Below are 24,547 nucleotides of genomic sequence, written 5' to 3' on the forward strand. Positions count from 1 at the left end.
TTGAGAGGACCCCAATGGCCAAGGAATTCGCCTCCACCGGCGACATGAGCGAAAAGACCGTTTCCTTCTCCGAGGTCGGACCGAACCTCTATGCCTTCACGGCCGAGGGCGACCCGAACACCGGCGTGATCATCGGCGACGACAGTGTGATGATCTTTGACGCCCAGGCGACGCCCAGGCTCGCCAATCTGGTGATCGAGAAGGTCCGAGGCGTCACCGACAAGCCGATCCGCTACGTCACGCTCAGCCACTATCACGCCGTGCGCGTGCTCGGTGCGTCGGCCTACAACGCCGATGAAATCATTGCCTCCGATGTCTGTCGCGCGATGGTCTACGAGCGCGGGCAGGAAGACTGGGATTCGGAGTTTGGCCGCTTCCCGCGCCTGTTCCAGGGCCATGAATCGATCCCGGGCCTGACCTGGCCGACCATGACCTTCGACACCGCCATGACGGTTTATCTCGGCGATCGCCGGGTCGACCTGATGCATCTCGGGCGCGCCCATACCGCCGGCGACATCGTTGCCTGGGTTCCGGACGCGGGCGTGATGTTCACTGGCGACATCGTCGAATACAAATCGGCCTGCTATTGCGGCGACGGCCACTTCTCCGATTGGGGCGATACGCTGGATGCCATCCGCGATTTCGGACCGACGGCCATTGCGCCGGGACGCGGCGATGCGCTGATGGGCGAGGGGAAGGTCGAGGAAGCGATCGACCTGACGCGCGATTTTCTGGAATCGACCTATCGCCCGGTCGCCCGCGTGGCTGCGCGCGGCGGGACGCTGAAGGAGGCCTGGGACGCCTGCCGCGCGGCCTGTGATCCGAAATTCTCCGACTACGCGATCTACGAGCACTGCCTGCCGTTCAACGTGGCGCGTGCCTTCGACGAGGCCCGCGGCATCGACACGCCGCGCATCTGGACGGCGGAGAAGGATCGCAAGATGTGGGAAGACCTGCAAGGCTCCTGATCCTTTTTGAATACCGGGGCCGGGCGTGAGATCGACGCCCGGTCCCGCAAACAAAACGCCGGAGCACGGCGTGATCGGCGGCAGAAACCGCCGGCAAAAAGAATGCTGTCGCGCCGGCGATCCGCCGGTCGCCGGACATGGCTGGAGGAAACGACATGGCCGAAGGGGGTGCCGTCCACGGGGTCGAGACCCGTCGGGGCGTCTTTGAATTTTCCTATGCACGCTCGCCGGACCAGGACGCCACGACGCCGGTGCGCCGACCTGTGGTCATTGTCGGCGCCGGGCCGATCGGGCTTTCCACCGCGATCGATTTTGCCCAGCGCGGCATCCCGGTGGTGATCCTGGACGATGCGGATCGGATTGGCGAGGGCTCGCGTGCGATCTGCTTTTCCAAGCGCACGCTGGAGGTCTGGGACCGGCTCGGAGTTGGCCAGCGCATGGTCGATAAGGGTGTCACCTGGAAGATCGGCAAATGCTTCCTGGAAGACGACTTGGTCTACACCTTCGATCTGCTGCCGGAGGAGGGGCATCGCATGCCCGCCTTCATCAATCTGCAGCAATATTACGCCGAGCAATATTTGGTGGAGCGTGTCCTCGATCTGGATCTGATCGATCTCCGCTGGAAGAACAAGGTCACGGCCGTCGATCCGCGTGACGACGGCGTCACCGTGACGATCGAAACGCCGGATGGTCCCTATCAGCTCGATGCGGAATGGCTGATTGCGTGCGACGGCGCGAAATCCCCGATCCGCGACATGATGGGGATCGGCTTCCTCGGCCACGTCTTCGAGGACCGCTTCCTGATCGCCGACGTCAAAATGACGGCGGATTTTCCGACCGAACGCTGGTTCTGGTTCGATCCGCCGTTTCATTCCGGCCAGTCGGCGCTGCTTCACAAACAGCCGGACAATGTCTGGCGGATCGATCTGCAGCTTGGATGGGAGGCGGATCCGGAAGTCGAACGCGAGCCGGAACGGGTGATCCCGCGCATCGTGCAGATGTTGGGTCATTCCAATTTCGAGCTGGAATGGGTGTCGGTTTACACCTTCCAGTGCCGTCGGATCGACCGGTTCGTGAACGGTCGCGTGGTGTTCGCCGGCGATTCCGCTCACCAGGTGTCGCCGTTTGGCGCGCGCGGGGCGAATTCCGGTGTGCAGGATGCGGAAAATCTGGTTTGGAAGCTCGCACTCGTGCTGAAGGGCGAGGCACCGGAGAGCCTGATCGAAACCTATCAGCTCGAGCGCTCCGCTGCGGCCGACGAAAATATCGGCCACTCTACCCGCTCCACCGACTTCATCTCGCCGCGTTCGCCGTTCGAGCGGCGGCTGCGCAACGCCGTACTGGATCTGGCCCGAAGCGAGCCGTTCGCCCAGCGCCTGGTGAACTCCGGGCGACTCTCTATGCCCGCGGTTTACGAGACCCCGCTGTCCACCCCGGATGAGACGCCGTTTGCCGGCTCCGCTCAGCTTGGAGCGCCGCTGCCCGACTGCCCCATGCGGACGGCGGCGGGTGAGGACACCCATCTCCTCAACGTGCTCGGCGACGGCTTCACCGTGCTCTATGTCCGCGATGGCGGCCGGCCGAACGCCGTCGAGGGGGCGGATCTCAGGGTCATCGGCGACGAGGTGCTCGATAGCGAGGGCCTGTTCCAGCGCCGCATGGACGCCACCCCCGGCGCCACCTATGTGGTGCGGCCCGACCAGCATCTGGCGGCCCGCTTCCGCAGCTTCGACGCCGGGAAGGTCGCGCAGGCGATCGCTCGCGCCAGCGGCCACTGAGAGGGAGGACGCGACGATGGACAATCTGGTCACCCAAACCCGCTTCGCCGATCCCGATGCGGCCTATCATGCCCTGGTCGATGCCCACCGCGGCCTCTCGGAGGAGGAGAGCGCGGACGTCAACATCCGGCTGATCCTCCTGCTCGCCAACCATATCGGCGACCTCGACGTGCTGAAGGAGGCGATCGCGACCGCCAAGAAGGCGAAGGCGCCAGCGTAAAGTCGGGCACCCTGCTTTCTCGCATCGCGGCCGGACATCGGCTTTGCGCAATGTTGCGCACCTGGGCTGCGCAGGCCAGTCGGTGCGCGAATGCGCAGTACGCGCTTCGGCGCAGGACGTGCGGCTGGACGCGCCGTTTGGAACGATTTTTGTCTCGCCCTGGGTTTTTTAGGGGTTGAGTACATTTTTTGCCACAATTCGTCGATCTTCTTGGGGCCGCAGTATTCGTTCTCGCGGTTTCAGACGTTCTGCGTAGTCGGGGTGCAAAACGTACGCCGGTTGGGGTTTCGGTGCGGGCGAAGACGCGAATCTTCGGATTCGGTTGGCGGAGCTGGGGGGGCTTCGACAAACGAATAGGCAAATGCTCCGGTTGGATGGGCGCCGACATTCGCTCGGCTGTGTCCACGTCGGACGAACGCGACTCGGGTGACGCCTGTGGGCAGGGCGCGTGCGAGCCAGCTTGGAGGCCGTCGTGGGCATCGGTTCCCCCCGGTCCGCTTTTGCAGGGTTGCGACGGGGGTTCGTCGCCATCGCCCTCTTCAGCGCCGTCGTCAACATTCTCATGCTGGCCGGCCCGCTCTACATGCTTCAGGTCTACGATCGGGTCCTGACCAGCCACAGCGTGCCGACGCTGGTGGCGCTGTCTGTGCTTCTGGCCGGCCTCTACGTGGTGATGGGCACGCTCGATGCGATCCGCAGCCGAGCGCTGGTGAAAATCGGCCACTCCATCGACCTGACTGCCGCACCCAGCGTTTTCGCCCGCGTGCTTCGGGAACCTCTTTCGAAAAATCCTGATCCGGCGAGCCGTCGGGCGTTGTCCGATCTCGATCAGATCCGGCAGTTCTTCAGCGGGGCCGGCCTGGCGGCGCTGTTCGATCTGCCCTGGATCCCGATCTATCTGGCGATCGTTTATCTCATCCATCCGGTACTGGGGCTGGTCGCCACGGGAGGCGCGCTTGTCCTAGTGGCGATTGCGACCTTCACCAACCATCGGGCCCGGCGCCTCGCCGCCGCTGCCTCGGCGGCCGGCGCCGAACGGGCTGCCCTTGCCGAAGCGGCCCGTCGCAACGCCGATGTCATCGCCGGTCTCGGCATGGAAGGGGCCCTTGGCGCACGTTTCGCCGCGCTCAATGACCGCTTTCTGGGCGCGAGCGCACGGGCCTCCGAAGTAGTCGGCACTGCCGGGGTGGTCACTAAAGTCTGCAGGCTTGCGCTGCAATCGGCGGTGCTCGGTACGGGCGCCTATCTTGCGATCGATGGCGCCGTGACCGGCGGGGCTATGATTGCGGCGGCGATCATCATGGCCCGTGGGCTGCAGCCGATCGAAACGGTGGTGCAGCATTGGCGCAGCCTGCTGTCGGCTCGTGCTGCCTATCGCAACCTGAAGGACGAGCTTACCGGCACCTCTGTGCCCGAGCCGATGCAACTACCGCCACCCGCCCGCGCCCTGCGGGTCGATCGGGTGACGGTGCTTGCACCGGAATCGCGGACGCCGCTGGTGCTCGACGCTTCTTTGTCGGTGTCGGCGGGTTCCATCGTGGGCGTCATCGGCGCAAGCGGTAGCGGCAAGTCGACGGTCGCACGCACGCTGGTTGGCGCCTGGACCCCGGTGCGCGGCCGCGTGATGCTCGACTGTGCACCCCTCGACCAATGGCCGCGCGCCGATCTCGCCCGCCACATCGGCTATCTGCCGCAGGACGTCGAGCTGTTCGACGCGAGCGTGGCCGAAAATATCGCGCGCATGGAAGCGTCTCCGGACGCCGAAGCCGTTATAGCCGCCGCCCGCAGTGCCGGTATTCACGAGCGTGTCCTGTCACTTCCGGAGGGCTATCAGACCCGGATCGGCGAATGCGGCTCGATCCTGTCGGCTGGCCAGAGGCAGCGTTTGGCGCTGGCTCGTGCACTTTACCGGGACCCGTTTCTGGTCGTGCTCGACGAACCGAACGCCAACCTGGACGCGGAAGGCGAGGCGGCGCTGGTCGCAGCGCTGGAGGCGGTCCGGCGGCGTGGCGGAATCGCGGTCGTGATCGCCCATCGCCCGGGCGCGGTCCGTGTCGCCGACCAAATTGCCATCATGGAAGCCGGCCGGATCGCGCGCTTTGGCGCGCGCGAGGAGATCCTGGGGGCCCGAGCGGCTCGCCCGGGTGGGCGGCGTGCCGCAAAGGCGGCGTCGCTTGCCGTTGCGAACGACGCCACCGACGTCAAAGCGGCGGAGGAGCGGGCATGAGCGATATTCCGACTTTCAGCACGGTCTCCAGGCGCTTGAAGCGCGACCTCATCCTCGGTGGCCTGGTGTCGGCCTTCCTCGTCGTGGGCGTTGGCGGATGGACGGCCAGCGCCAAGCTCGGAGGGGCGGTCATCGCCCCCGGACAGGTGGTCGTCTCGTCCAACCTGAAGACTGTTCAGCATCGCGACGGCGGCATCGTCGGCGAAATCTACGTCGAAAACGGCACTCCGGTGTCGGCGGGCGATCTTCTGCTGCGCCTCGACGCGACGGCGGCGAACGCGCGCAAGGCGATCCTCGATGCCGAGCTGATCGCGCTTGCGGCCCGCCACGCCCGGCTCGACGCGGAGCGGGAGGGCCGCGAGACCCTGAGCGTTCCCGATACGCTGTCCGGCCGGACCGACGAGCCGGCGGTCGCCGAAGCGCTGGCCGGCGAGCGCCGCGTTCATGCCGCGCGCCGGGAAACCCTGTCGGGTCAGATCGAACAACTTGACGAGCGCAAAGCGCAGCTCAACGAGGAAATCGTCGGCCTGGAGGCTCAGCGCAACGCGAAGGAGGCGGAGATCGATCTGATCGCCGACGAGCTGGTTGGGCTGCGCTCGCTGTTGGCGCTCGGTCACGTGCCGAAGACACGAGTTATGGCGCTAGAGCGCAACAAGGTCCGGCTGGATGGCGAGCGCGGCGAGTTGGTCGCCCGGATCGCCATGACTCGCGGGCGGATTGCCGAAACCGAGATCGAAGCGCTGCAGTTGCGCCGCGACGACCGCGAGCAGGTGCTGGCGGAACTGCGCGAGGTGGAAACCAAGATCTCCGATCTGCGCGAGCGCCTGATCGCGGCCGAGGACGATCTCGCCCGGATCGATATTCGCGCGCCGACCGATGGCGTGGTGCACGAACTGGCGGTTCACACCGTGGGCGGCGTGGTTGGGCCCGGCGAGCCGATCCTGCATCTGGTGCCGCACGACGACCGGCTCGTGATCGATGTGCGGGTCGCGCCCGTCGACATCGAACAGCTCCATCTCGGCCAGCTCGCGGCCGTCAGCATCAACGCGTTCGACATGCGCGAGACGCCGCAGATCGAAGGCGAGGTGGTGCGGATTTCGCCGGATCTCAGCCATGACGAACGGCGGGACACGGCGTTCTACAGCGTTCGGATTGCGCTGTCGGACACCGAACTTGCCCGGCTGGGCGGCAAACAACTGGTCCCCGGCATGCCGGCCGACGTGTTTATTCAGACGCGCGAGCGCACGGTGATGTCCTATTTGGTGGAACCGCTTCAGGCGCAATTGCGCCGAACGTTTCGCGATCCGTGATCCCTGTATCCGTCTTAATTGCGACAAATTCAAGTAGAAGAACGTCATCGTGACGAAGAATCCGAGGTTCACAACCGCGTATTCGAGACGCGAGGCAAGCGGAAGTTCTGCTGAACTGTTCGAGTTGAAATTGGGGTGCGACGCGCGGTGCCGAGGGGGTCGCGATAAAACCAAACAAGTGAGGGTGTGACACGAATGGTTAGCGTCGATTGGAATGCGTACGAGGGCGACCGGCCCGCTTACTTCAACCCGTACGGGCTCGGTTACCCCGTGGGCTCGCCGGCGAGCTGGATTAACGGCGGCAATGCGGAGTGGCCGGCCGGCAGCGGCCCGGAGATCGGCAAAATCGTCGTGTTCGGATCCGATGATTTGAGCACCTACGATCCTGCCACCGACAAGCTCGTCTTCGGCTTTCGGACCGACGACGGCGGTGTTTCGGAAATGGGCGCCCACAATTACTGCGTCCTGTGGGAGGAGCAGCCGGACGGGAACTACACGCTGAGTGTCATGCCCGTTAGCATCTGGGAATCCCAGGAGCCGATCGGAAGCATCCCGGACATCGACCCCGCCGACCTGTCGACCCTGATCCAGAGCTGGGCGGCGACCAACAACCATTTCCAGGACGATCTGGTTGCTTCGGTCTATTCGATCGATCCCACCAGCACATTTCCGGACAACCAGATCGTGGTCCAGACCGGCGTTGCCGGCGAGACCACCACCTACGATTTCGCGGCCATGCGGGCCGCCCATGGTGAGGACATCGTGCTCAATTTCACGACCTTTACCGGTCGCGAAATGAGGATCGAGTATGACGATGCCGCCAACCAGATGACGATCTCGCACTTCGGCGAAAGCTGGGGCGGCTACAACGATGTGTGGGGCAAGACGGTCATTACCAACGTCGGGCCGGACGATCTCATCGGACTGGACCAGCTCTGGCGCTACGACAGCGCGCTGGAAGACGGTCGGCTGCAGAAGGATCGCTTCAACGGCTTCCTGAACGACCTGTCGGACGGAGGGGACGGTGCTCCGGCCGATCCGAACCTGGTCCTCACCATCGACGGCACCAGCCAGGGCATGGACCACGTCCATCTCCATGGGGATGACGATTACATCCAGGTGGACGTCGACGCCGACGATTTCTCCGCCTTCGTTGACGACAACGGCCATCTAAACCTGAAGGTCGATTCCACCGGCTTCGTGGTTATGGTGATGGAGCCGGCCGCGCAAGATCTGGTCGATACGCTCGCCGATCATCTGAAATTCTCCGACAGCAACGCGCGTGCGGAAGTACAGGAAACGCTCGCCGCGCTCTCCGATACCGGTGGCGACACGGGCGGGAGCGACGGCGGAGACACCGGGACCGGCACGGCGCCCGATCCGGCGGATGGCGAACTCCTCTATGCCGCCAACAACGGCGATCTCAGCTACGAGGTGCGCTCGTCCTGGGCTGGCGGGTTCGTGGCCGATCTCGGCTTCACGCCGGAGAGTTCGGTCGGGAACTGGCAGATCGCCTTCACCCTCGACGCCGAGATCACCAACATCTGGAACGGTCGGATCGTTTCCCACGAGGGCGACCGCTACGTGATCGAGAACGAAAGCTACAATGGCGCGCTCTCCGGAGGGCAAGAGGCAGGCTTCGGCTTCCAGGCATCGGGCAACGCCGTTGCGCTTTCAAATGTCACGCTGAACGGTGTCGCGGCGAGCTACGATGGCGGCGGTGAACCTGAACCCGAGCCGGAACCTGTGATCCCGGATGTTTCCATTCAGGACGTGACAGTTGTCGAAAATGCGGGCTCCGCCGCTTTTGCCGTGCGGTTGTCTGAAGCGGTCGATCACGATGTCGCGGTCACCTATGAGACCTTTGCCGGGACGGCGGAGGCAGGCGTCGATTTCGTCGCCGGATCCGGCAGCGTGATCATTCCCGCAGGCGCACAAGAGGCGGCCATCGTCGTCGACCTGGTCGACGATACGACGGTCGAGGCTTCCGAAAGCTTCACCGTACGCCTGACGAGTGCCGAAGGCGGGACGATTGCCGACGCCACCGCCACCGGCACCATCGAAAATGACGATGTCGCCCCGCCGACGCCGCCGGAGCTTTCCGTCTCCGTTGGCGGTCCGGTGAGCGAAGGCGGCCATGGCGGCGGCGGCACGGCCACCATCGCCGATGGGCCGTTTTCCACCAGCGGGAACGCGATCGTGGATTCCGCCGGCAACGAAGTGGAGATCCACGCGGTCAACTGGTTCGGATTGGAGACGACCCTGTCGGCGCCGCATGGCCTGTGGGCGCGCAACTGGCAGGACATGATGGACCAGATGCAGGACCAGGGCTTCAACGCCATCCGTCTGCCTTTCTCCGGCGAGCTCGTCGCGACCGGCGGTTCGCCGAGCGGGATTGATTTCTCCAAGAATCCGGATCTGGTCGGCCTCAACGGTCTGGAGATCATGGACAAGATCGTCGGTTATGCCGACGAAATCGGGATGAAGATCCTGCTGGATCATCACCGGGTCGATGCCGGCGACGGGGCCCAGGCAAGCGGGCTTTGGTACACGGACGAATACAGCGCCCAGGACTGGATTGATCACTGGACGACGCTTGCCGAACGCTATGCCGACACCGATGCCGTGATCGGCGCCGATCTGCACAACGAACCGCACGGCCCGGCGACCTGGGGCGGCGGCGGCCCCACCGACTGGGCCGCGGCGGCGGAAGCGGCCGGCAACGCCATCCATGCGGTCAATCTGGATTGGCTGATCGTCGTGGAAGGCGTGGGCGATTATCAGGGCGACAACTACTGGTGGGGAGGCAACCTGCAGGGCGTCGCCGATCGTCCTGTCGATCTCGACCAGGACAACAAGGTGGTCTATTCGCCCCACGACTATCCGCAGTCGGTCTATGATCAGCCGTGGTTCACCGACGGTTCCGACCTGTCGCAGGTGTTCTCCGATCATTGGGGCTACATCCACGAGCAGGAAATCGCCCCGATCCTGCTCGGCGAGTTCGGCTCCAAGCTGGAGACCTCCGTAGATCAGGCCTGGGCCGATGCGATCGTCCAGTATCTCGGTGGCGACTACGATCTCGACGGTACCAGCGATCTCGGGGCCGGCGAGAGCGCCATGAGCTGGGCGTGGTGGTCCTGGAACCCGAATTCCGGCGATACAGGCGGCATCCTGGAAGACGACTGGACCACCGTTCGTCAGAACGCCGTGAACCAGCTTCAGCCGCTGATCGAGGCGGACAACGGCGATCCTTCCGGCCCTGCGAGCGTCACCTTCACGGTGTCGATCGATCAAGCCCAGGAGGAGGCGGTAACGGTCTCCTACGAAACCGTGGATGGGACGGCGCTCGCCGGCAGCGACTACGAGGCCACGTCGGGCGATCTCGAATTTGCCCCCGGCGAAACCGAGAAGACGGTAACCGTCACGCTCGTGGACGACGACGTGCAGGAGGGAACGGAGAGCTTCTCGCTGAAGATCTCCAATCCCTTCGGCGACGATCTCGTGACCGAGGCCACCATCACGGACGACGAGGACGGCGGTGAGCCGGGGCCTGTGGACCCGCCGGTGGAAGATAGCGAGCTGTCGTTCGAGCTCGCCCTCGTCAACGACTGGGGCAGCGGCGCCCAGTATCAGGTCTCGATCTCCAACGACGGCGATGCGGCGATCGACGCCTGGCACCTGGGGATCGACCTGCCGTTCGAGATCACCCAACTCTGGAACGGGACCATCGTGGAAAGCGAGGATGGTCGCTACGAGATCGAAAACGCGGCCTGGAATGGGGAGATCGCACCGGGGCAGACGATCACGTTCGGCTTCCTCACCGACGAGGGCAACTTCGATCTCGACGCGCTTTTGAGCGATGCTGATCCGGAACTGCTGTCGGTTTGATCGCCGGACGAGTGGGATGAGGAAATCTGGGAACCATCTTCCTCATTCCGCGCTGCGGCGTTGATTGCCGGCGTGTTTCACGGCAGTGTGCGGCCCCGACCGGCAGCGGCCTGATCCGCTGTCTTCCCCTCGGGAGGCCCCATGCTCGACATCGGCTGTGACGTGCTGTCGGCGCGTCAGTTCGACCGCAACGATCTCGCTCGCCTTGCGGAGGTGGCGGAGCGGCTGGAGCCGATTTCGCGCGGAGAAATGGTGTGCCGCGTCCTGGAGGGCGCGGTGATGGCCAATCTCTTCTTCGAGCCCAGCACCCGGACCCGGATTTCCTTCGGGACCGCGTTCGCCCGTCTGGGCGGTGCCGTCCTCGATACGTCCGGCCTGGAAACCACCTCGATCGTGAAAGGCGAATCGCTTGCGGATACGGCGCGGGTGGTGTCGGGCTATGCCGATGTGATCGTGGTTCGCCATCCGACGCCGGAAGCCGCCAAGATCATCGCGAGCGCGGCGCTGGTGCCGGTCATCAACGCCGGCGACGGCGAGGCGGAGCATCCGACTCAGGCGCTGACGGACTTCTACACCATCGCCAAGGAGCTGAAGGCGCGCGGCAAGGAGATCGACGGCTCGACCATCGTGATTCTCGGCGATTTGCGCTACGGCCGCACCACCCATTCCCTGATCGCGCTGATGTCCGTCTTCGAGGACATCAGCTTTCGTTTGGTGTCGCCTGAAGCGCTTGCGATGCCCGACGCTTACGCCGAGATCGCTCGCCAGAACGGCCATACGGTCAAGATTGCGCGGACGCTGGAGGAGGGGCTTGCCGGCGCCGACGTGATCTACGCGACGCGTTACCAGAGCGAACGCTTCCAGATCGATCCGCAAGTGCGCGACGCGGCCGAGAAACTCCGTCTCGATCGAACGAATTTCCGGGCCTATGCGCCCGAAGACGCGGTCATCCTGCATCCCCTGCCGCGCGACGAGGTGTTCGGCGAACTGGCCACCGATATCGACCCGCTGCCGAACCTGGCCGTCTTCCGCCAGACAGACAACGGCGTGCCGGTCCGCATGGCGCTGTTCGCGCTGATCCTCGGGATTGCGGACAGCTATCAGGACCATGTCCGTGCACCGGCCTGGCCGCTGCGTCGCCGCCCTGCGAATCCGTAAGCGGAGGTCCACTTCGCCCTGAAATGGTCTTTGGTCGCCTATGAGGCTTCCGGCGTCGGGCCTTTGGCTTTGGGCGGGGCGGACAGCTCCGCCTCGATCGCCTTTTCGATCGTCGAGCGCGGCCGGGTGAAGCGAGCGAACAGATCGTAAAGGACCGGCGTCAGGAACAGGGTTAGGAGACTGGAGAGCACCAGCCCGCCGACGATCACCGTTCCGATCGCGATCCGGCTTTCCGCCCCGGCGCCGGTTGCAAGCACCAGCGGCACCGCACCGAGCACCGTGGAGACCACCGTCATGACGATCGGGCGCAGCCGCAGCGTGGTCGCTTCCACGACAGCGTCTCGCACGCTCAGGCCTTCATCGCGGAGCTGATTGGCGAATTCCACGATCAGAATGCCGTTCTTCGCCATCAGGCCGATTAGGAGGATCATCCCGATTTGGCTGTAGATGTTGAGCGAGAGGCCGGCCACCGCCAGCGAGAACACCGCACCTGCGACGCCGAGCGGCACCGTCAGCATGATCACCAGCGGGTGGACGAAGCTCTCGAACTGGGCTGCGAGCACAAGAAAGACGATCAGAAGCGCCAGGCTGAACGTCAAAAGCACGCCGCTTGCCGTCTCCTTGAACTGCTTCGACTGGCCGGAGAGACCGATCCGCGCTTCTGCCGGGAGCGTGCGGGCGGCGGCGGTCTCCATGTACGAGATCGCTTCGCCGAGCGAATAGCCGTCGGCGAGCGAGGCCTCGATGGTGATGGAGGGCAGCCGGTCGTAGCGCCGCAATTCGGCCGCCGCGGCTCCCTCGTCGACATTCACGAGCGCGGACAGCGGCACCAACGATTGGCCGTCTTCGGTGCGGATGAAGATGAAATCGATGTCGGCCGAGGAGCTGCGGTCCTCGTTGGAGGCTTGCAGCAGGACGGGATATTCCCGACCGCGATCGACGAAGCGCGTGGCCTCGCGTGAGGCGAGCAGAGTCTGCAGCGTGCTGGCGATGGTCTCGATCGAGACGCCGAGATCGTCGGCGCGGGTACGGTCGACGGACACGTTGAACTGCGGCTGGTTTTCCTCGTAGTCGAGTTCGACGTTGCGCAGCCCCGGATTGTTTTCCGCCTGTTCCAGAAGCAGGTTGGCCCAGGTTTTCACGCTGTCGAAATCGGGCCCCGAGACGACCACCTGAAGCGGTGTTCGGCTGCCTCTGAGACCGAGCCCGGCGGGTGCGACAGGAAAGCCGCGCGCGGAGGTTACCGATCCCATCCGCTTGCCCATTTCGGCCACGATGTCCTGATGGCTGCGCTCGCGCTTGTCCCAATCGGCGAGCCGGAGCACGACGAACGCCCGGTTCGGCCGGTTCCAGCTTCCGGTGAAGGTGAAGATGGAGGCGACATCCCCGGCCTCCCGCAGCGGCTCGGCGGCGCGTTCGACTTCGCGCGCGGCCTGGTCGGTGAAGTCGATGGTGCTGCCTTGCGGGGCGCTCAGGGCGACGAAGACGACGCCGCGATCCTCGCTCGGCGCGAGCTCTTGTGGCAGCGATGTATAGACGATGCTGCCGAGGCCGGCGACGGCAAGCGCGATCGCAACGACCACCAGCGGCATCCGGATCGCGCCGGAGAGGATGCGACGAAAGCCGCGTAGCACGAGGCCTTCGCGATGCGGCTTGTCGGCAGCACCGCCGGTCGGCTTGCCGCGCAGCACCTTGGAGGCGAGGGCGGGGCAGGCGGTGAGCGCGACGAAGGTGGAGATCATCACCGCGCCGGCCATCACCAGACCGAATTCGACGAACAGCTTGCCGACCTGGCCTTGCAGGAAGGAGAGCGGCACGAACACCGCAATCAGCGTCAGCGAAGTGGCGAGAACCGCGAAGGTAACCTGCCGGGTGCCCAGCGTGGCGGCGAGCAGCGGGCTTTCGCCGAGATCGATCCGGCGCTGTATGTTCTCCAGAACCACGATGGCATCGTCCACGACGAGGCCGATCGCCAGGAGCAGCGCAAGCAGGGTCAGAACGTTGATGGAAAAGCCCATCGCGCCGATCAGGACGAACGTGCCGATCAACGCGACCGGAATCGTGATCGCCGGCACCAGTGTGGCACGCCAGGACATCAGGAAAGCCAGGATCACGAGCACGACCAGGACCAGCGAGATCCCGAGCGCGCTCACCACCTCCTGGATCGAGGCGGCCACGAAGATCGCATCGTCGGAGGAGACCGTGATCTCCATGCCGGCGGGGAGGCTCGCAGCCATGGCGTCGATCTCGGCGCGGATACCGTTTGAGATCGCGATCGTGTTGGACTGGCTTTGCCGAATCACCGAAAGGCCGACGGCGGTTTCACCGTTGGAGCGCACGATGGTGCTGTCGTCCTCTACCCCGGCCACCACGCGCGCGACGTCCGACAGGTGGATTGGGTAGCCCGCGACGCGATCGATCACCACGTCGCGGAAAGCTTCGACCGTGGGAAGTCGGCTGTTGAGCCGGACCGTGAACTGCCGGCTCGCCGTTTCGATCTCGCCGGCGGGAAGTTCCAGGTTCGCGCGCCGCAAGGCGGCCTCGATGTCGGCAACGGTCAGGTTGCGTGCCGCCATGGCGCGCCGGTCCAGCCAGACCCGGACGGCGAAGGGGCGCTCGCCGGCCATGTCGACCGAGGCCACGCCCGGCACGGTCGCAAGCCGGTCGACCACATAACGGTCGACATAGTCGGTAATTTCCGCAGCGCTCATTCGATCGCTGGTGACGCCGAGCCGCATCACCGGATCGGCGTCGGCGTCGCTCTTGACGATTTGCGGCTCTTCCGCGTCGTCCGGCAGGTCGTTGCGCACGCGCGCGACGGCATCGCGGACATCGTTCGCCCCCTCATCGATGTCGCGCCCAACCGCGAACTCGATGGTGACGCGGCTCTGCCCGCGCCTTGAGGAGGAGGAGATGGTGTCGACGCCGGCGATACCGGCAACGGCACCCTCGATGATCTCGGTGATGTCGGTATCGACGATCTCCGGTGCGGCGCCGATATAGTCGGTTCGCACGGTCACGATTGCCGTGTCGATGTCCGGCAGCTCGCGGATCGGGATCTGCATCAACGCACCGATGCCGAAGACCACGATCAGAAGATTGGCGACCGCGGCTAGGACGGGACGGCGGATGGCAAGATCGGAAAGCGTCATGTGCGTCGCCGCTCATCGTCGGGATGATCGGCTGCGCTCGGCTTCACCGGTGCGCTGGACGGGGCGTTCAGGATCTCCACCGGGCTTCCGTCGCGCAGGGACTGGATGCCCCGGGAGACGACGGTCGCTCCGGACGCCACGCCGTCGGTGATTTCGACCAGGCCGTCGCGGCGTTGGCCGGTTTCGACGCGTTGCCGCACCGCCTTGCCGTCTTCTACGACGAACAGATAGGTCGCCGGCCCCTGGACCAGCAGCGCTTCCTCCGGCACCACGACCCCCTGGCGGGAGGCGAGGTTGAGATCGAGCCGCATGAACATGCCGACCGGCAGCGCCCGATCGGGATTGGGGAGCTGGGCGCGGACCCGGAACGATCGGGATCCCTGGTCGACGCGGGTGTCGATCGCGGTGACCTTGCCGGCGAAGCTGCGCTGGGGGAACGCGGCACTGTCGGCCTCGACGGCCTGTCCGTCCCGGATCTGGCCGTAGACGGTCTCCGGCAATCGGAACTCGATTTCCACGTCGCTCAGGTCGTCGAGCGTGGTCAGCACCGTATCGCTATCGACCCGTGCGCCGAGATCGACGGACGTCATGCCGACCACCCCGGCGAAGGGGGCACGAATCGTGCGGTCGGAGAGGTTGCGGTCCGCCCGGGCCAGCGCGGCCTGGGCAATCGCGAGATCGGAGCGCAACTGTTCCAGGCTGGCCTGGCTCACGGTGCTGGAGCGCAGCAGCGTTTCGCCACGCTCGACGGCCTTGGTCTTTTCCTCCAGCGTCGCTTTGGCTTCGGCAAGGGCGGCGGTCTCGATGTCGTCGTCCAGGCGTGCGATCACATCGCCGGCAGCGACTTCCTGACCGGGCTCGACTTCGAGCGCCGTGATCCGCCCTTCGGCGGAGGGGACGATGTCGACCGATTGTTTCGCCCGCGTGGTTCCCACCGCCTCGACCTGGCGCTGCAGGGTTACGGTCTCCGCGGTGGCGACCTGGACGTTGACCGATCGCGGTGCGCTGCGCTGAGCCGATCCGCCTTGTTCGGCAGGGGCGCCGTAGCGCTGATAGAGCTCGTAGCCGCCCCAGGCGAGACCGGCCAGGACGAGAACGATCACCAGTTGTCGTATCAGTCCCATCCGGATCCGCCAGCTTGCCAGGAGGCGTCGACAACCAAAATCGAGAACGGACGCACGAATCTCGGCCCGACCGGTGCTCGCCGGCCGGGGCCGTCACCCCTTTTCGACAGGCCCTTGCCCGCGCTGCCCGCTCAATGGGTCGATATCGAAAAATGGGTCGATATCGAAATGGGAACGAGCGCACGCGATTGTCTTCGCAATGCGATAAGTCTTCGCCAAAAGCGGCACGCTGCGCAAGCCACACGTGCGGTGCGCCGGGTCACTCTATTGTTAGATTTCAGGTGCGTAGGGCCAGCCGATTGCCTGCGTTACGTTCAGTTTCCCGTCAATTCGTCGAGGAGCTGATAGCTGGTGGGATTGTCGGGACAGTAGCCGCTGCCGCACTCCAGCACGGTGGAGAGACCGTTTGCCAATGCAACGACGACAAACAGGATGACGGCGATCCGGGCGAGCTGTCCATGGGCGCGGCCGCTCGACGAAAATTGGCCGTCGAGCAAGAGCATTAGACCGACACCGATCACCACCAAGCCGAACACCACGAACGCCCAGGTGTAAAGGTGCAGACCCAGCACAGGATCGCCGTCCGCACCGGTTCCGGGCACGATATGGAGCGCGACCTGGCGCAGTGCGATCGCACCGCCGATCACCGCGCCAAGCAGCATGATGCCGTAATGGCCCGGCCGCAGGCCGCATAGAAGGTTCATGGCAAGGCCGGCGCCGACGATCACGAAACCAACCCGCTGCAACAGGCAGAGCGGGCAGGGCAGTTCGCCGTAGAGGATCTGTTCGACAAACGCGGCAATCAGCACGCAGGTGATCGCGAGCAGGCCGATGGCGTTGAGAGGACGGGCGAGGCTTGCGGTCATCGCGTGTCCCTCAAAGGCTGATGTTGATCGCCGAAGAGGCGTGATAACGGAACAGGTAGACAGTCAAGACGATTGTCGCCAGGACAATCCAAAGCGCCGGCCAGCGAAGATTGCGCCAGGCCAAAAGGCAGGCAACGACCACGCCGAAAAAGGGGAGCGCCATCATCGGGTGTGCCTCCATTTTATTGTTTCTGTTTCGGCGCTTGATCGCCAGCCCTTAACAGTCTCGCTTGAGCTTTGGCATCCATCGACGGACATCGCAAGCCGCGCCGCAACATCGCCAGTGAATGGACGCAACGAGGGAAGAATGGCCAGCGACGATTTGGAAATCCGGACCGGTCTTCCCGATGCGCTCAGCGTCTTGCTGGACGCGCACCCGCGGGCACTTTGGACGGAGCGGACGCCCGTCGGCGGCCTAACGGCCTTCTGACTCGAGCGGCATTTGATGTTTCGCCAGATTCTCGCCGAGCTTCGCGGCGGGGGCGAAGAGGTCGCCGATCGGCGCGGGGCGGCATCCGATTATGTCCACAAGCTGGCGCGCTATGGCAGCTTTTTCGTCTCGCAACTTCACGAGCACCATCACCTGGAAGATATGCACTATTTTCCGCTGCTGGCGGCGGCCGAACCGCGCCTGGAAGCCGGTTTCACGCTGCTGGACGGCGATCACAAGTCACTCGACGCGCACCTGGGGCGATTCGTCGACGAGGCCAATGTCCTTCTCCAGACGCTGCAAACCGAACCGGTCGATATCGCGGCCGGGCGCGCGGCGGCTTTCGCGGAAGGGATCGGAACGTTCGAGGGTTTTCTCGACCGTCACCTCACCGACGAGGAGGACATCATCGTTCCGATCTTGCTGGAGCATGGAGAAGGGCGTTTCGGCTGACCGGCGAACAGCGTCTATTCCGTAAAGTCGGCGACCACCACTTTTTCGAACCAATCGAACCACGCAAAGGTCGCGTAATGTTATAATATCCATATGCGGAAATATGAGGCGATCGAGCCCGTGCGTCTTCCGGAAAGCACGGCAAACCGCTCCCCTTACTTTTCCGCGCCCGATCCTTCATCGGAGTGTCACGGAACCTCAGCGCAAGTGTCACAGATGCCGTGTACGTGGCCGTCGCAGGTTCCCTACGCCGAGGAGGCTCCCCCCATGCTTCGTACCGCACTGATGACGACTGTCGCGCTTGGCCTTGTGGCCGCGCCGGCACTGGCCCAGGACGTTCCGCAGGCTTCCAGCCAGTGGTACAGCGATGGCCAGGCACACATTCAGGACATGCTGGCGCGCCAGCCGAACACCAACGCGGCGAAGAACGTGATCCTGTTCATCGCCGACGGCAACGGCATCGGCACCAACTACGCCGTTCGCCTCTATGACGGCCAGCAGAAGGGTATGCTCGGCGAAGAGAACGTTCTGCCCTACGAAGCCTTCCCGAGCGTCGCGCTGGTGAAGACCTACAACATCAACGCCCAGACGCCGGACTCCGCGCCGACCGCCGGCTCGATGAACACCGGCGTCAAGCAGCGCTTCAACACGATCAACCTCGGCGAGAACGCGATCCACGAAGAGTGCGCGTCCGAAGAGGGCAACAAGCTCACCACCTTCTCCGAACTCGTCAGCGGGCAGGGCAAGTCGGTCGGCGTTGTCACGACCGCTCGCATCACCCATGCGACCCCGGCTGCCGTCTATGCCAAGACGGCCAACCGCGACTGGGAAGGCGAGGCGCCGGAAGGCTGCATGGACATCGCCGCTCAGCTTTTCGAGGCGATGCAGGCCGGCACCGTCGACTTCGCCATGGGTGGCGGTCGCCGTTACTTCCTCCCGAAGGACGCGGTCGGTGATGAAAACACCAAGGGGCGCCGCCCCGACGGCCGGGATCTAATCCAGGCGGCGAAGGATGCCGGTTTCCAGTACGCCTGGAACACCGAGACGGTGAACGGCCTGAACCTCGACGGCCAGACCCCGGTTCTCGCGCTGCTCGAAGATAGCCACATGAAGTATGAGACCGATCGCGCCGACAGCGACGAGCCGTCTCTGACTGACATGACCAAGGCGGCGATCGAGTATCTCTCCAAGAACGAGAACGGCTACTATCTGGAGATCGAGTCCGGCCGCGTCGACCACGCCAACCATGACGGCAACGTCTTCCGCGCGCTGACTGACGGCGTCGAATTCGCCAACGCGGTGGCCGCTGCCGACGAGCTGACCGACGACGGCGACACGCTGATCATCGTTACGGCCGACCACGAGCATGCGATTGCCTTCAACGGCTATTGCGGTCGCGGCTCGCCGATCAACGGCCTTTGCATGGGTGTTTCTAAGGACAAGATCGAGCACACCAACGAGCCGGAAGTCGCCGCCGACGGTAAGCCTTACACCGTGGTGGGCTACCTCAACGGCGTCGGCTCCGTCCTGAAGGAGAACGGCAACGACTATTCGGGTTCGCGTCCGGACCTGACCCAGGAAGCGGCGACCGACAAGGACTACGTTCAGCAGGCGCTGATCCCGATGTCGTCGGAAACCCACTCCGGTGAAGACGTCGCCGTGTTCGCCAAGGGGCCGTGGGCGCACCTGTTCGATGGCATGATCGAGCAGAACTACATCTTCCACGTGATGAACTACGCGGTGAACCCGCAGACCGCCCAGTAAGCAGTCCGCTTTTCTACGGACGCTTTGTCACAGCTAGCAAAGGCCCGCCCTGCGCGGGCCTTTCGCTCATTTGTCATGGGGATCCGCTACCGGTTGCGGGAACTGGCGGCCCAGTTTGGAGGCGAAGTGATGGATCGGCGCGCATTTTTGTTGGGAACGGCAGGTCTGGCCGCAGCCCTGGTTCGGCCCGCCGCGGCGGACAATCTCCTGCGCATCCGCGAGCTCTACAACAAGGACCTTTCCTTCTCCGACCTCGCCAACTCAATCGCCGGGGACCGCGTCAGCGTGCGCGGCTTCATGGCACCGCCGCTCAAGGCGGAATCGACCTTCTTTGTGTTGACCGCGCGGCCAATGGCGGTCTGCCCGTTCTGCGAAACCGAGGCGGAGTGGCCGGACGACATTCTCGCCATCTATTCCAAACGCGTGGTCGACGTCGTGCCCTTCAATGTGGAGATCGAAACCCGAGGTCGTCTGGAACTCGGCACCTTCAAGGATCCGGAGACCGGCTTCGTCAGCCGGGCGAGGATCGTCGACGCGACCTACGACCGCAGCTAGGCGGGCGCAATGGGGCTCCCGCTCACGATCTCGGACTTGAAGATCTCCGGCGATCGCGGCCGGATCATTCTGCACGTTGATCGATTGTCGATCGCGCCGGGCGAGGCCGTTGGCGTGCGCGGCCCTTCGGGTGCGGGCAAGTCGACCCTTCTGTTCGCCGTGGCCGGCCTGCTTCCGATCGCCGGCGGCACGGTGCGTTGGGGAGAGGTGGAGCTTTCGGCCCTGTCCGACGCCGAGCGGGCGGCCTTTCGGCGCCAGCGGATCGGGATGGTGTTCCAAGACTATCTCCTGTTTGAGGAGCTGACCCCGCTCGCCAATGCCGGGCTTGCCGGCGCCTATTCCAAGCGCGCGCGGCGCAAGCCGATCACCAGCCGGGCTGCCGGCATGTTGGAAAAGCTTGGGATCGGGCTCGATGGCGCCCGCTCAGTTGCGAGCTTTTCCGGAGGCGAGCGTCAGCGGGTCGCGGTCGCGCGTGCGCTCGCGACCGATCCCGATATCGTTCTCGCCGATGAACCGACGGCAAGCCTCGACCGGGAGGCAGCCGACCGGCTCGTGGACGATCTCGTCCGGCTCGCCCGCGAAGGCGGCAAAACGCTGATCTCCGTCAGCCACGATCCGGCCGTACATGCCCGGATGGACCGCATGATCGAGGTGGTCGACGGCGGCTTGCGAGAGACGGTGACCGGCGATGCCTGACGCGCTCTCCGATCTCTGGGCCTCGCTGTCGCCGGCATCCCAGGACGCGATCGTCCTTGTCCTGCTTTTGCTGCCGACCCTGATCGTCGGCGCCATCGTGGTGGCAGGCTATCGTCCGTTTCCGCTCGTTCGGGCGCTGTTGTGGCGCTTCCGCTGGACCAACCTTCTGTTCATCGTTCTGATTGCGGTTTCCGTTGGGATCGGCGTCGGGCTAATCGCCCAGGAGCGCGGCCTGCGCCATGGCACGGCCAGGGCCGCCGAAAAGTTCGATCTGATCGTGGCGGCACCGGGCAGCGAAATCACGATGCTGATGGCCGCCGTCTACCTGCAGCCAAGCGACGTGCCGCTTTTGTCCGGCGAGGTCTACGGCGAGATCGCCAACCACGATCATGTGAGTCTGGCCGCGCCGATCGCCTACGGCGATTCCTATGGCCAGTCGCCGGTGATCGGAACCACGGCGGACTTCGTTACGCATCTTTCCGGCGACCTCGCTGTCGGGCAGATGTTTGCGTCCCGTACCGAAGCCGTGATCGGTGCACGCGTGCCGCTTCAGTTGGGCGCGACCTTCACGGCCGCCCATGGCGTCGGCGCGGCAGCCGAGCATGACGCCCATGGCGACTATGCCTACACGGTCGTGGGGCGCATGCAACTTTCCGGGACGCCCTGGGACCGGGCGATCCTGGTGCCGGTCGAGGCAGTCTGGGATGTGCACGGCTTGGCGCTCGGCCATGCCCCGGAGCGCATCGATCAGCTTGGCCCGCCGTTCGATGCCGACTTTTTCCCCGGCACGCCGGCCGTGCTCGTTCGCGCCGACGAGCTTTGGGCGAACTATGCGCTGCGCTCCGAATTCAGCCGAGCTGACACCATGGCGTTTTTTCCCGGCGCGGTGCTTGCCCGCCTGCACAGCCTGATGGGCGATGTGCGCGAAGTGATGTCGGTGATGGCGATCGTGACCCAGGTTCTGGTGACGGCGGGCGTGCTTGCCGGTCTCGTGATTCTGACGCGCCTGTTTGCGCGCCGGCTTGCGCTGTTGCGCGCGCTCGGCGCTCCGCGCCGCTTCGTGTTCGCGGTGGTCTGGAGCTATGCCGCGATCCTGATCGGACTGGGCGCGGTCGCCGGACTCGCCGTCGGTGTCGCGGCGACCGCGGTGATCTCGCGGATCGTGACGGCACGCACCGATATTCTCGTGCGCGCGGCGATGAGCTGGCCGGAGCTCCATCTGGTTGCCGGCTTCGTGAGCCTGACCGTGCTGATCGCGCTCACCCCGGCTTTGATCGCCTCGACCCGCCCGGTGGTTACCGACCTCCGCGCCTGACGACCTCTCGGAGCCTTGTCATGATCCGCGCCGTTGCTTTTGCTGTCCTTCTCGTCGCCGCCACCTCGTTCCCTGCCTTTGCCGGCGATGACGATCACGACCATGACGACGACCACCATGTGAGCGAACTCGGCGGCGTGCGCGCCGTTCACGCCTGGACCCGCGCCACATCGGGCGAGACCGCCTTGGTGTTCGTGGAGATCGAGAACGGCTCCGATAAGCCGGTCGCGATCGAAGGCGGAGAGGCCGACTTCGCCGGGTCGGTGGATTTGGTCGGCTTCCAACTCCAGGGCGGCGAGCCTGGCTACGTCGTCTTGCCGGAGGTGCCGATCCAGCCCGGCAAGGAGCTGAAGCTCGAACCCGAAGGCCTCGCACTTCGGCTTAACGGCCTGACCCGACCACTCCACCAGGGCAACGAGGTCGAAATCGAGATCGAGTTCGACAGCGGCCACATGGACGTGCATGTCGAGGTTGGCGCGGAGAACGCCAAGGCCCACAGCCACGCCGGCCACCAGCACTGAGGTGGTTCCTGGCGAAGTGGAAATCCGGTCGCCGTCCGGAACAGTATCTTGGTTCTGATGTCCGGAGAGTTGTGGCGTTCGTCGATCAGTCCCCGGCAGCGGACTCCGGCGACTGGAGCGAGGCCATGAGTTCGGCGCGGACGTCGGGATCATCCCAGTCGAGCACGCCGGCATGCATGGCGGCCAGGCGATGGTCGGAGTCCAGAAGCACGGTGGTCGGCAGCCCTTTGATCCCGAACAGACGCGACGACCAGCCATCGCCATCCTGGAAGGTGGCGAGATCCATCACGTCGAAACGGCTGGCCAGCATGAAGGCGACGTGGTCGTAGTCGGCCCGGTCGATGGAGACGACCAGCAGCCGATCTTCGGCGCCTGCCTGATCAAGCAACTCGGCAAATCGGGCCAGTTCCGGCAATTCGCGCCGACACGGACCGCACCAGGTTGCCCAGAAATGGACGAGCACGGGCCCCTCCGGCAAGAGCTCTGCCATCGGACGACGCACGCCGTCCGGCGGCGTTTTCAGCTCGATGCGATCGAAATCGATCGAACGCGGCTCGCGGGGCGTGAGAACATTGTCGGCATGGGCGGGAAATGACGCGGCCAGGCCGAGGATGACCGCGAGGATGCTGAAGGTGAGGCGGTGCATGGCGAGGCTAGACCTTCCACGAACGTGGTTGCTGCATGAGGCGATAGGTCATTCTCCTGCGATGTTTCCGAACAGCGAACCGGTGCGCGGTCGCGTGCGCAGATTGGCCGCGCAGAGGTGCGCGGCACAATCTGCGTTGCGGTCATTGCAACGTCATGACCGCGTTCGTATCTGCTTCAGCAGCATGGGCCGCAGACCGTCCGGGCTTGCTGGTGTCGCCGGGCGGCGGATCGGCACCGTGCCAGAGCAGGATCAGCCCGGCGGCGATCAGCCCGGCGAGCGTCGGCAGCACCAAGCTGGAGACCATCCGGACCAGGACGAAACGCGGTCCGAGCAAGGGAAGCTCGTAGCTGAGAATCCGGTGTAGCGCGAACACCGACCAGGACGTCAGGAACGCGACCATTTGCGGCTGGCCCGCACCGAGTTGCCAAACGATCAGCGCGAGCGGGAAGGACAGCATCGGCCCGCCGGGAACGACGGCGCCCACGACCGTTGCCAGAAGGATGCCGAGGAAGCCGCTGTCGTGGCCGATCAGCGCGGAGACATAGTCCGTCGGGATTAGACGTCCGAGCAAGCTTGCGGCGAGAATCGCAAGCGGAATCCGGAACACCAGGAGGCGCCCCATCCGCCCGGCTGAGCGCAAGGCTTCGATGATCTTGCCGGGATCGCAAACGGCGAGGTAGCCGAGAAGGATCACCAAAACCACGGCCAGGACAATGAGCGAGGGGTCCATCGTCAGCTTCCCGTCAGGCGAAGCGACGGATAGGCCCGGCAAAGGGCGCGCGCGATCAGGCCGGCAATGATCGGCAGAGGCAGACTCGCCAGAAAGCGCAGGAGACCGAAATCCAGCCCCATGAAGGGAACTTCCCAGACGAACAATCTGGCAAGACTGACGGTCGCCCAGGCCGTGACGAAGGTGACGAGCGCACCGGTGTCCGCGCCCGCTTGAGCGAGCGCGACCACGATCGGAAAGGACGCGAACGGCCCTCCGGGCATAATCGTTCCCATGAAGGTGGCAATCATCAGCCCCTTCATTCCGGAATCTGTGCCGAGCGCGCGAGCGACCTTGTCGCGGGGCACGATGGCCTGCGCAAACGAGGCCACCAAGATGCCCAGCACCAGCTGCGGCACGATCGCGACGATGGTCCAACCAGCCTCTGTGGCGCTTTCGACGACTTCCGCCGGACCGCCACGGCGCCAGATCGCGACGGCCGCAACGATCGCGAGGATCACGAAGGCCAGGATCGACCAATCGATCCGGCGCCGCTTCGGCGGCGATCGCCGCTTGCTCGCGTCCGTCACTTCATCCCGATCATCGGCTTTGCCGGCGTCTGGCTCGGATGCGGATTTGGAAGGGGAGTCGGTGCGCTGGTGATCGTCCATGGCTCAAAAATCGTCGGCGGGCTGGCGAAAACCCGGTCGAAAGCGCCGCAAGGTTTGCGCTCCTTTGGCGCTCAGGGCAAGGCACGAATGAAG

21 protein-coding genes are annotated in these 24,547 nt (G+C 64.8%); 14 read left to right on the plus strand and 7 right to left on the minus strand.

The window, feature by feature from the left end; genetic code table 11:
* The first annotated feature begins 14 nt into the window (after window positions 1-14).
* The 7 genes from HNS03_RS14935 (at window position 15) to pyrB (ending at window position 11,549) form a co-directional block, all read left to right on the plus strand.
* On the plus strand, window positions 15-968 hold the full coding sequence (locus HNS03_RS14935; RefSeq protein ID WP_367196306.1) for an MBL fold metallo-hydrolase: 954 nt from the start codon (window positions 15-17) through the stop codon (window positions 966-968).
* A gap of 155 nt (window positions 969-1,123) precedes the next feature.
* A complete protein-coding gene (locus tag HNS03_RS14940; protein WP_367196308.1) occupies window positions 1,124-2,746 on the plus strand; it encodes an FAD-dependent oxidoreductase in 1,623 nt (540 codons plus the stop codon).
* A 16-nt stretch (window positions 2,747-2,762) separates the two neighbouring features.
* Window positions 2,763-2,966, plus strand: coding sequence for a DUF2783 domain-containing protein (locus HNS03_RS14945; RefSeq protein WP_367196310.1), 204 nt, complete (start codon window positions 2,763-2,765; stop codon window positions 2,964-2,966).
* A 472-nt stretch (window positions 2,967-3,438) separates the two neighbouring features.
* On the plus strand, window positions 3,439-5,193 hold the full coding sequence (locus tag HNS03_RS14950; RefSeq protein ID WP_367196312.1) for a type I secretion system permease/ATPase: 1,755 nt from the start codon (window positions 3,439-3,441) through the stop codon (window positions 5,191-5,193).
* A complete protein-coding gene (locus HNS03_RS14955) occupies window positions 5,190-6,503 on the plus strand; it encodes an HlyD family type I secretion periplasmic adaptor subunit (protein ID WP_367196314.1) in 1,314 nt (437 codons plus the stop codon). Before HNS03_RS14950 ends, HNS03_RS14955 begins: the two co-directional genes overlap by 4 nt.
* Before the next feature lie 195 nt (window positions 6,504-6,698).
* Entirely contained in the window at window positions 6,699-10,391 is a 3,693-nt protein-coding gene (locus HNS03_RS14960; RefSeq protein ID WP_367196316.1) for a cellulase family glycosylhydrolase, read from the plus strand.
* A gap of 141 nt (window positions 10,392-10,532) precedes the next feature.
* Complete coding sequence (gene pyrB, locus HNS03_RS14965; RefSeq protein ID WP_367196318.1) at window positions 10,533-11,549, plus strand: aspartate carbamoyltransferase; 1,017 nt, start codon at window positions 10,533-10,535, stop codon at window positions 11,547-11,549.
* A 38-nt stretch (window positions 11,550-11,587) separates the two neighbouring features.
* Here pyrB and HNS03_RS14970 read toward each other — a convergent pair whose 3' ends face one another.
* From HNS03_RS14970 to HNS03_RS14985, 4 genes are all read right to left on the minus strand, one after another.
* The gene (locus tag HNS03_RS14970) at window positions 11,588-14,701 is read right to left on the minus strand and encodes an efflux RND transporter permease subunit (RefSeq protein ID WP_367196319.1); all 3,114 of its coding nucleotides are present in this window, start codon (window positions 14,699-14,701) and stop codon (window positions 11,588-11,590) included.
* Complete coding sequence (locus HNS03_RS14975) at window positions 14,698-15,825, minus strand: efflux RND transporter periplasmic adaptor subunit (protein ID WP_367196321.1); 1,128 nt, start codon at window positions 15,823-15,825, stop codon at window positions 14,698-14,700. The genes HNS03_RS14970 and HNS03_RS14975 overlap by 4 nt, the downstream gene beginning before the upstream one ends.
* 314 nt (window positions 15,826-16,139) lie before the next feature.
* Window positions 16,140-16,691, minus strand: a complete 552-nt coding sequence (locus tag HNS03_RS14980; protein ID WP_367196322.1) for a disulfide bond formation protein B — start codon at window positions 16,689-16,691, stop codon at window positions 16,140-16,142.
* 10 nt (window positions 16,692-16,701) lie between these two features.
* The gene (locus HNS03_RS14985) at window positions 16,702-16,857 is read right to left on the minus strand and encodes a DUF5993 family protein (RefSeq protein ID WP_367196324.1); all 156 of its coding nucleotides are present in this window, start codon (window positions 16,855-16,857) and stop codon (window positions 16,702-16,704) included.
* A 141-nt stretch (window positions 16,858-16,998) separates the two neighbouring features.
* Between HNS03_RS14985 and HNS03_RS14990 the strand changes: the two genes are divergently transcribed.
* The 7 genes from HNS03_RS14990 to HNS03_RS15020 all read left to right on the plus strand — a co-directional run bounded on the left by HNS03_RS14990 (window position 16,999) and on the right by HNS03_RS15020 (window position 22,425).
* The gene (locus HNS03_RS14990; RefSeq protein WP_367196326.1) at window positions 16,999-17,121 is read left to right on the plus strand and encodes a hypothetical protein; all 123 of its coding nucleotides are present in this window, start codon (window positions 16,999-17,001) and stop codon (window positions 17,119-17,121) included.
* 15 nt (window positions 17,122-17,136) lie between these two features.
* On the plus strand, window positions 17,137-17,574 hold the full coding sequence (locus tag HNS03_RS14995) for a hemerythrin domain-containing protein (protein WP_367196327.1): 438 nt from the start codon (window positions 17,137-17,139) through the stop codon (window positions 17,572-17,574).
* Window positions 17,575-17,841: 267 nt separating this feature from the next.
* Window positions 17,842-19,338: an alkaline phosphatase gene (locus HNS03_RS15000; protein ID WP_367196329.1), complete on the plus strand. Its 1,497-nt coding sequence runs from the start codon at window positions 17,842-17,844 to the stop codon at window positions 19,336-19,338.
* Between the two features lie 129 nt (window positions 19,339-19,467).
* Complete coding sequence (locus HNS03_RS15005) at window positions 19,468-19,893, plus strand: hypothetical protein (protein ID WP_367196331.1); 426 nt, start codon at window positions 19,468-19,470, stop codon at window positions 19,891-19,893.
* Window positions 19,894-19,902: 9 nt separating this feature from the next.
* Complete coding sequence (locus HNS03_RS15010; RefSeq protein WP_367196333.1) at window positions 19,903-20,589, plus strand: ABC transporter ATP-binding protein; 687 nt, start codon at window positions 19,903-19,905, stop codon at window positions 20,587-20,589.
* Window positions 20,582-21,904, plus strand: coding sequence for an FtsX-like permease family protein (locus HNS03_RS15015; protein ID WP_367196334.1), 1,323 nt, complete (start codon window positions 20,582-20,584; stop codon window positions 21,902-21,904). The genes HNS03_RS15010 and HNS03_RS15015 overlap by 8 nt, the downstream gene beginning before the upstream one ends.
* 20 nt (window positions 21,905-21,924) lie before the next feature.
* Window positions 21,925-22,425: a copper chaperone PCu(A)C gene (locus HNS03_RS15020; RefSeq protein WP_367196336.1), complete on the plus strand. Its 501-nt coding sequence runs from the start codon at window positions 21,925-21,927 to the stop codon at window positions 22,423-22,425.
* A gap of 85 nt (window positions 22,426-22,510) precedes the next feature.
* Here the strand turns inward: HNS03_RS15020 and HNS03_RS15025 are convergent, their stop codons facing one another.
* The 3 genes from HNS03_RS15025 to HNS03_RS15035 all read right to left on the minus strand — a co-directional run bounded on the left by HNS03_RS15025 (window position 22,511) and on the right by HNS03_RS15035 (window position 24,454).
* Window positions 22,511-23,071 (minus strand): TlpA family protein disulfide reductase, encoded by a 561-nt coding sequence (locus HNS03_RS15025; protein ID WP_367196338.1) that lies wholly within the window; start codon window positions 23,069-23,071, stop codon window positions 22,511-22,513.
* A gap of 142 nt (window positions 23,072-23,213) precedes the next feature.
* Window positions 23,214-23,804: a hypothetical protein gene (locus HNS03_RS15030; RefSeq protein ID WP_367196339.1), complete on the minus strand. Its 591-nt coding sequence runs from the start codon at window positions 23,802-23,804 to the stop codon at window positions 23,214-23,216.
* A gap of 2 nt (window positions 23,805-23,806) precedes the next feature.
* Window positions 23,807-24,454: a permease gene (locus tag HNS03_RS15035; RefSeq protein WP_367196341.1), complete on the minus strand. Its 648-nt coding sequence runs from the start codon at window positions 24,452-24,454 to the stop codon at window positions 23,807-23,809.
* Window positions 24,455-24,547: the final 93 nt, after the last annotated feature.

This window comes from Amorphus sp. 3PC139-8 (assembly GCF_040750475.1).
Classification (GTDB): domain Bacteria; phylum Pseudomonadota; class Alphaproteobacteria; order Rhizobiales; family Amorphaceae; genus Amorphus.

Bases quoted from the DNA above. Each gene is read 5' to 3' on its own strand.
- HNS03_RS14935 (WP_367196306.1), top strand. From the start codon at position 15: ATGGCCAAGGAATTCGCCTCCACCGGCGACATGAGCGAAAAGACCGTT.
- HNS03_RS14940 (WP_367196308.1), top strand. From the start codon at position 1,124: ATGGCCGAAGGGGGTGCCGTCCACGGGGTCGAGACCCGTCGGGGCGTC.
- HNS03_RS14945 (WP_367196310.1), top strand. From the start codon at position 2,763: ATGGACAATCTGGTCACCCAAACCCGCTTCGCCGATCCCGATGCGGCC.
- HNS03_RS14955 (WP_367196314.1), top strand. From the start codon at position 5,190: ATGAGCGATATTCCGACTTTCAGCACGGTCTCCAGGCGCTTGAAGCGC.
- HNS03_RS14960 (WP_367196316.1), top strand. From the start codon at position 6,699: ATGGTTAGCGTCGATTGGAATGCGTACGAGGGCGACCGGCCCGCTTAC.
- pyrB (WP_367196318.1), top strand. From the start codon at position 10,533: ATGCTCGACATCGGCTGTGACGTGCTGTCGGCGCGTCAGTTCGACCGC.
- HNS03_RS14970 (WP_367196319.1), bottom strand. From the start codon at position 14,701: ATGACGCTTTCCGATCTTGCCATCCGCCGTCCCGTCCTAGCCGCGGTC.
- HNS03_RS14975 (WP_367196321.1), bottom strand. From the start codon at position 15,825: ATGGGACTGATACGACAACTGGTGATCGTTCTCGTCCTGGCCGGTCTC.
- HNS03_RS14980 (WP_367196322.1), bottom strand. From the start codon at position 16,691: ATGACCGCAAGCCTCGCCCGTCCTCTCAACGCCATCGGCCTGCTCGCG.
- HNS03_RS14985 (WP_367196324.1), bottom strand. From the start codon at position 16,857: ATGATGGCGCTCCCCTTTTTCGGCGTGGTCGTTGCCTGCCTTTTGGCC.
- HNS03_RS14990 (WP_367196326.1), top strand. From the start codon at position 16,999: ATGGCCAGCGACGATTTGGAAATCCGGACCGGTCTTCCCGATGCGCTC.
- HNS03_RS14995 (WP_367196327.1), top strand. From the start codon at position 17,137: ATGTTTCGCCAGATTCTCGCCGAGCTTCGCGGCGGGGGCGAAGAGGTC.
- HNS03_RS15000 (WP_367196329.1), top strand. From the start codon at position 17,842: ATGCTTCGTACCGCACTGATGACGACTGTCGCGCTTGGCCTTGTGGCC.
- HNS03_RS15005 (WP_367196331.1), top strand. From the start codon at position 19,468: ATGGATCGGCGCGCATTTTTGTTGGGAACGGCAGGTCTGGCCGCAGCC.
- HNS03_RS15010 (WP_367196333.1), top strand. From the start codon at position 19,903: ATGGGGCTCCCGCTCACGATCTCGGACTTGAAGATCTCCGGCGATCGC.
- HNS03_RS15015 (WP_367196334.1), top strand. From the start codon at position 20,582: ATGCCTGACGCGCTCTCCGATCTCTGGGCCTCGCTGTCGCCGGCATCC.
- HNS03_RS15020 (WP_367196336.1), top strand. From the start codon at position 21,925: ATGATCCGCGCCGTTGCTTTTGCTGTCCTTCTCGTCGCCGCCACCTCG.
- HNS03_RS15025 (WP_367196338.1), bottom strand. From the start codon at position 23,071: ATGCACCGCCTCACCTTCAGCATCCTCGCGGTCATCCTCGGCCTGGCC.
- HNS03_RS15030 (WP_367196339.1), bottom strand. From the start codon at position 23,804: ATGGACCCCTCGCTCATTGTCCTGGCCGTGGTTTTGGTGATCCTTCTC.
- HNS03_RS15035 (WP_367196341.1), bottom strand. From the start codon at position 24,454: ATGGACGATCACCAGCGCACCGACTCCCCTTCCAAATCCGCATCCGAG.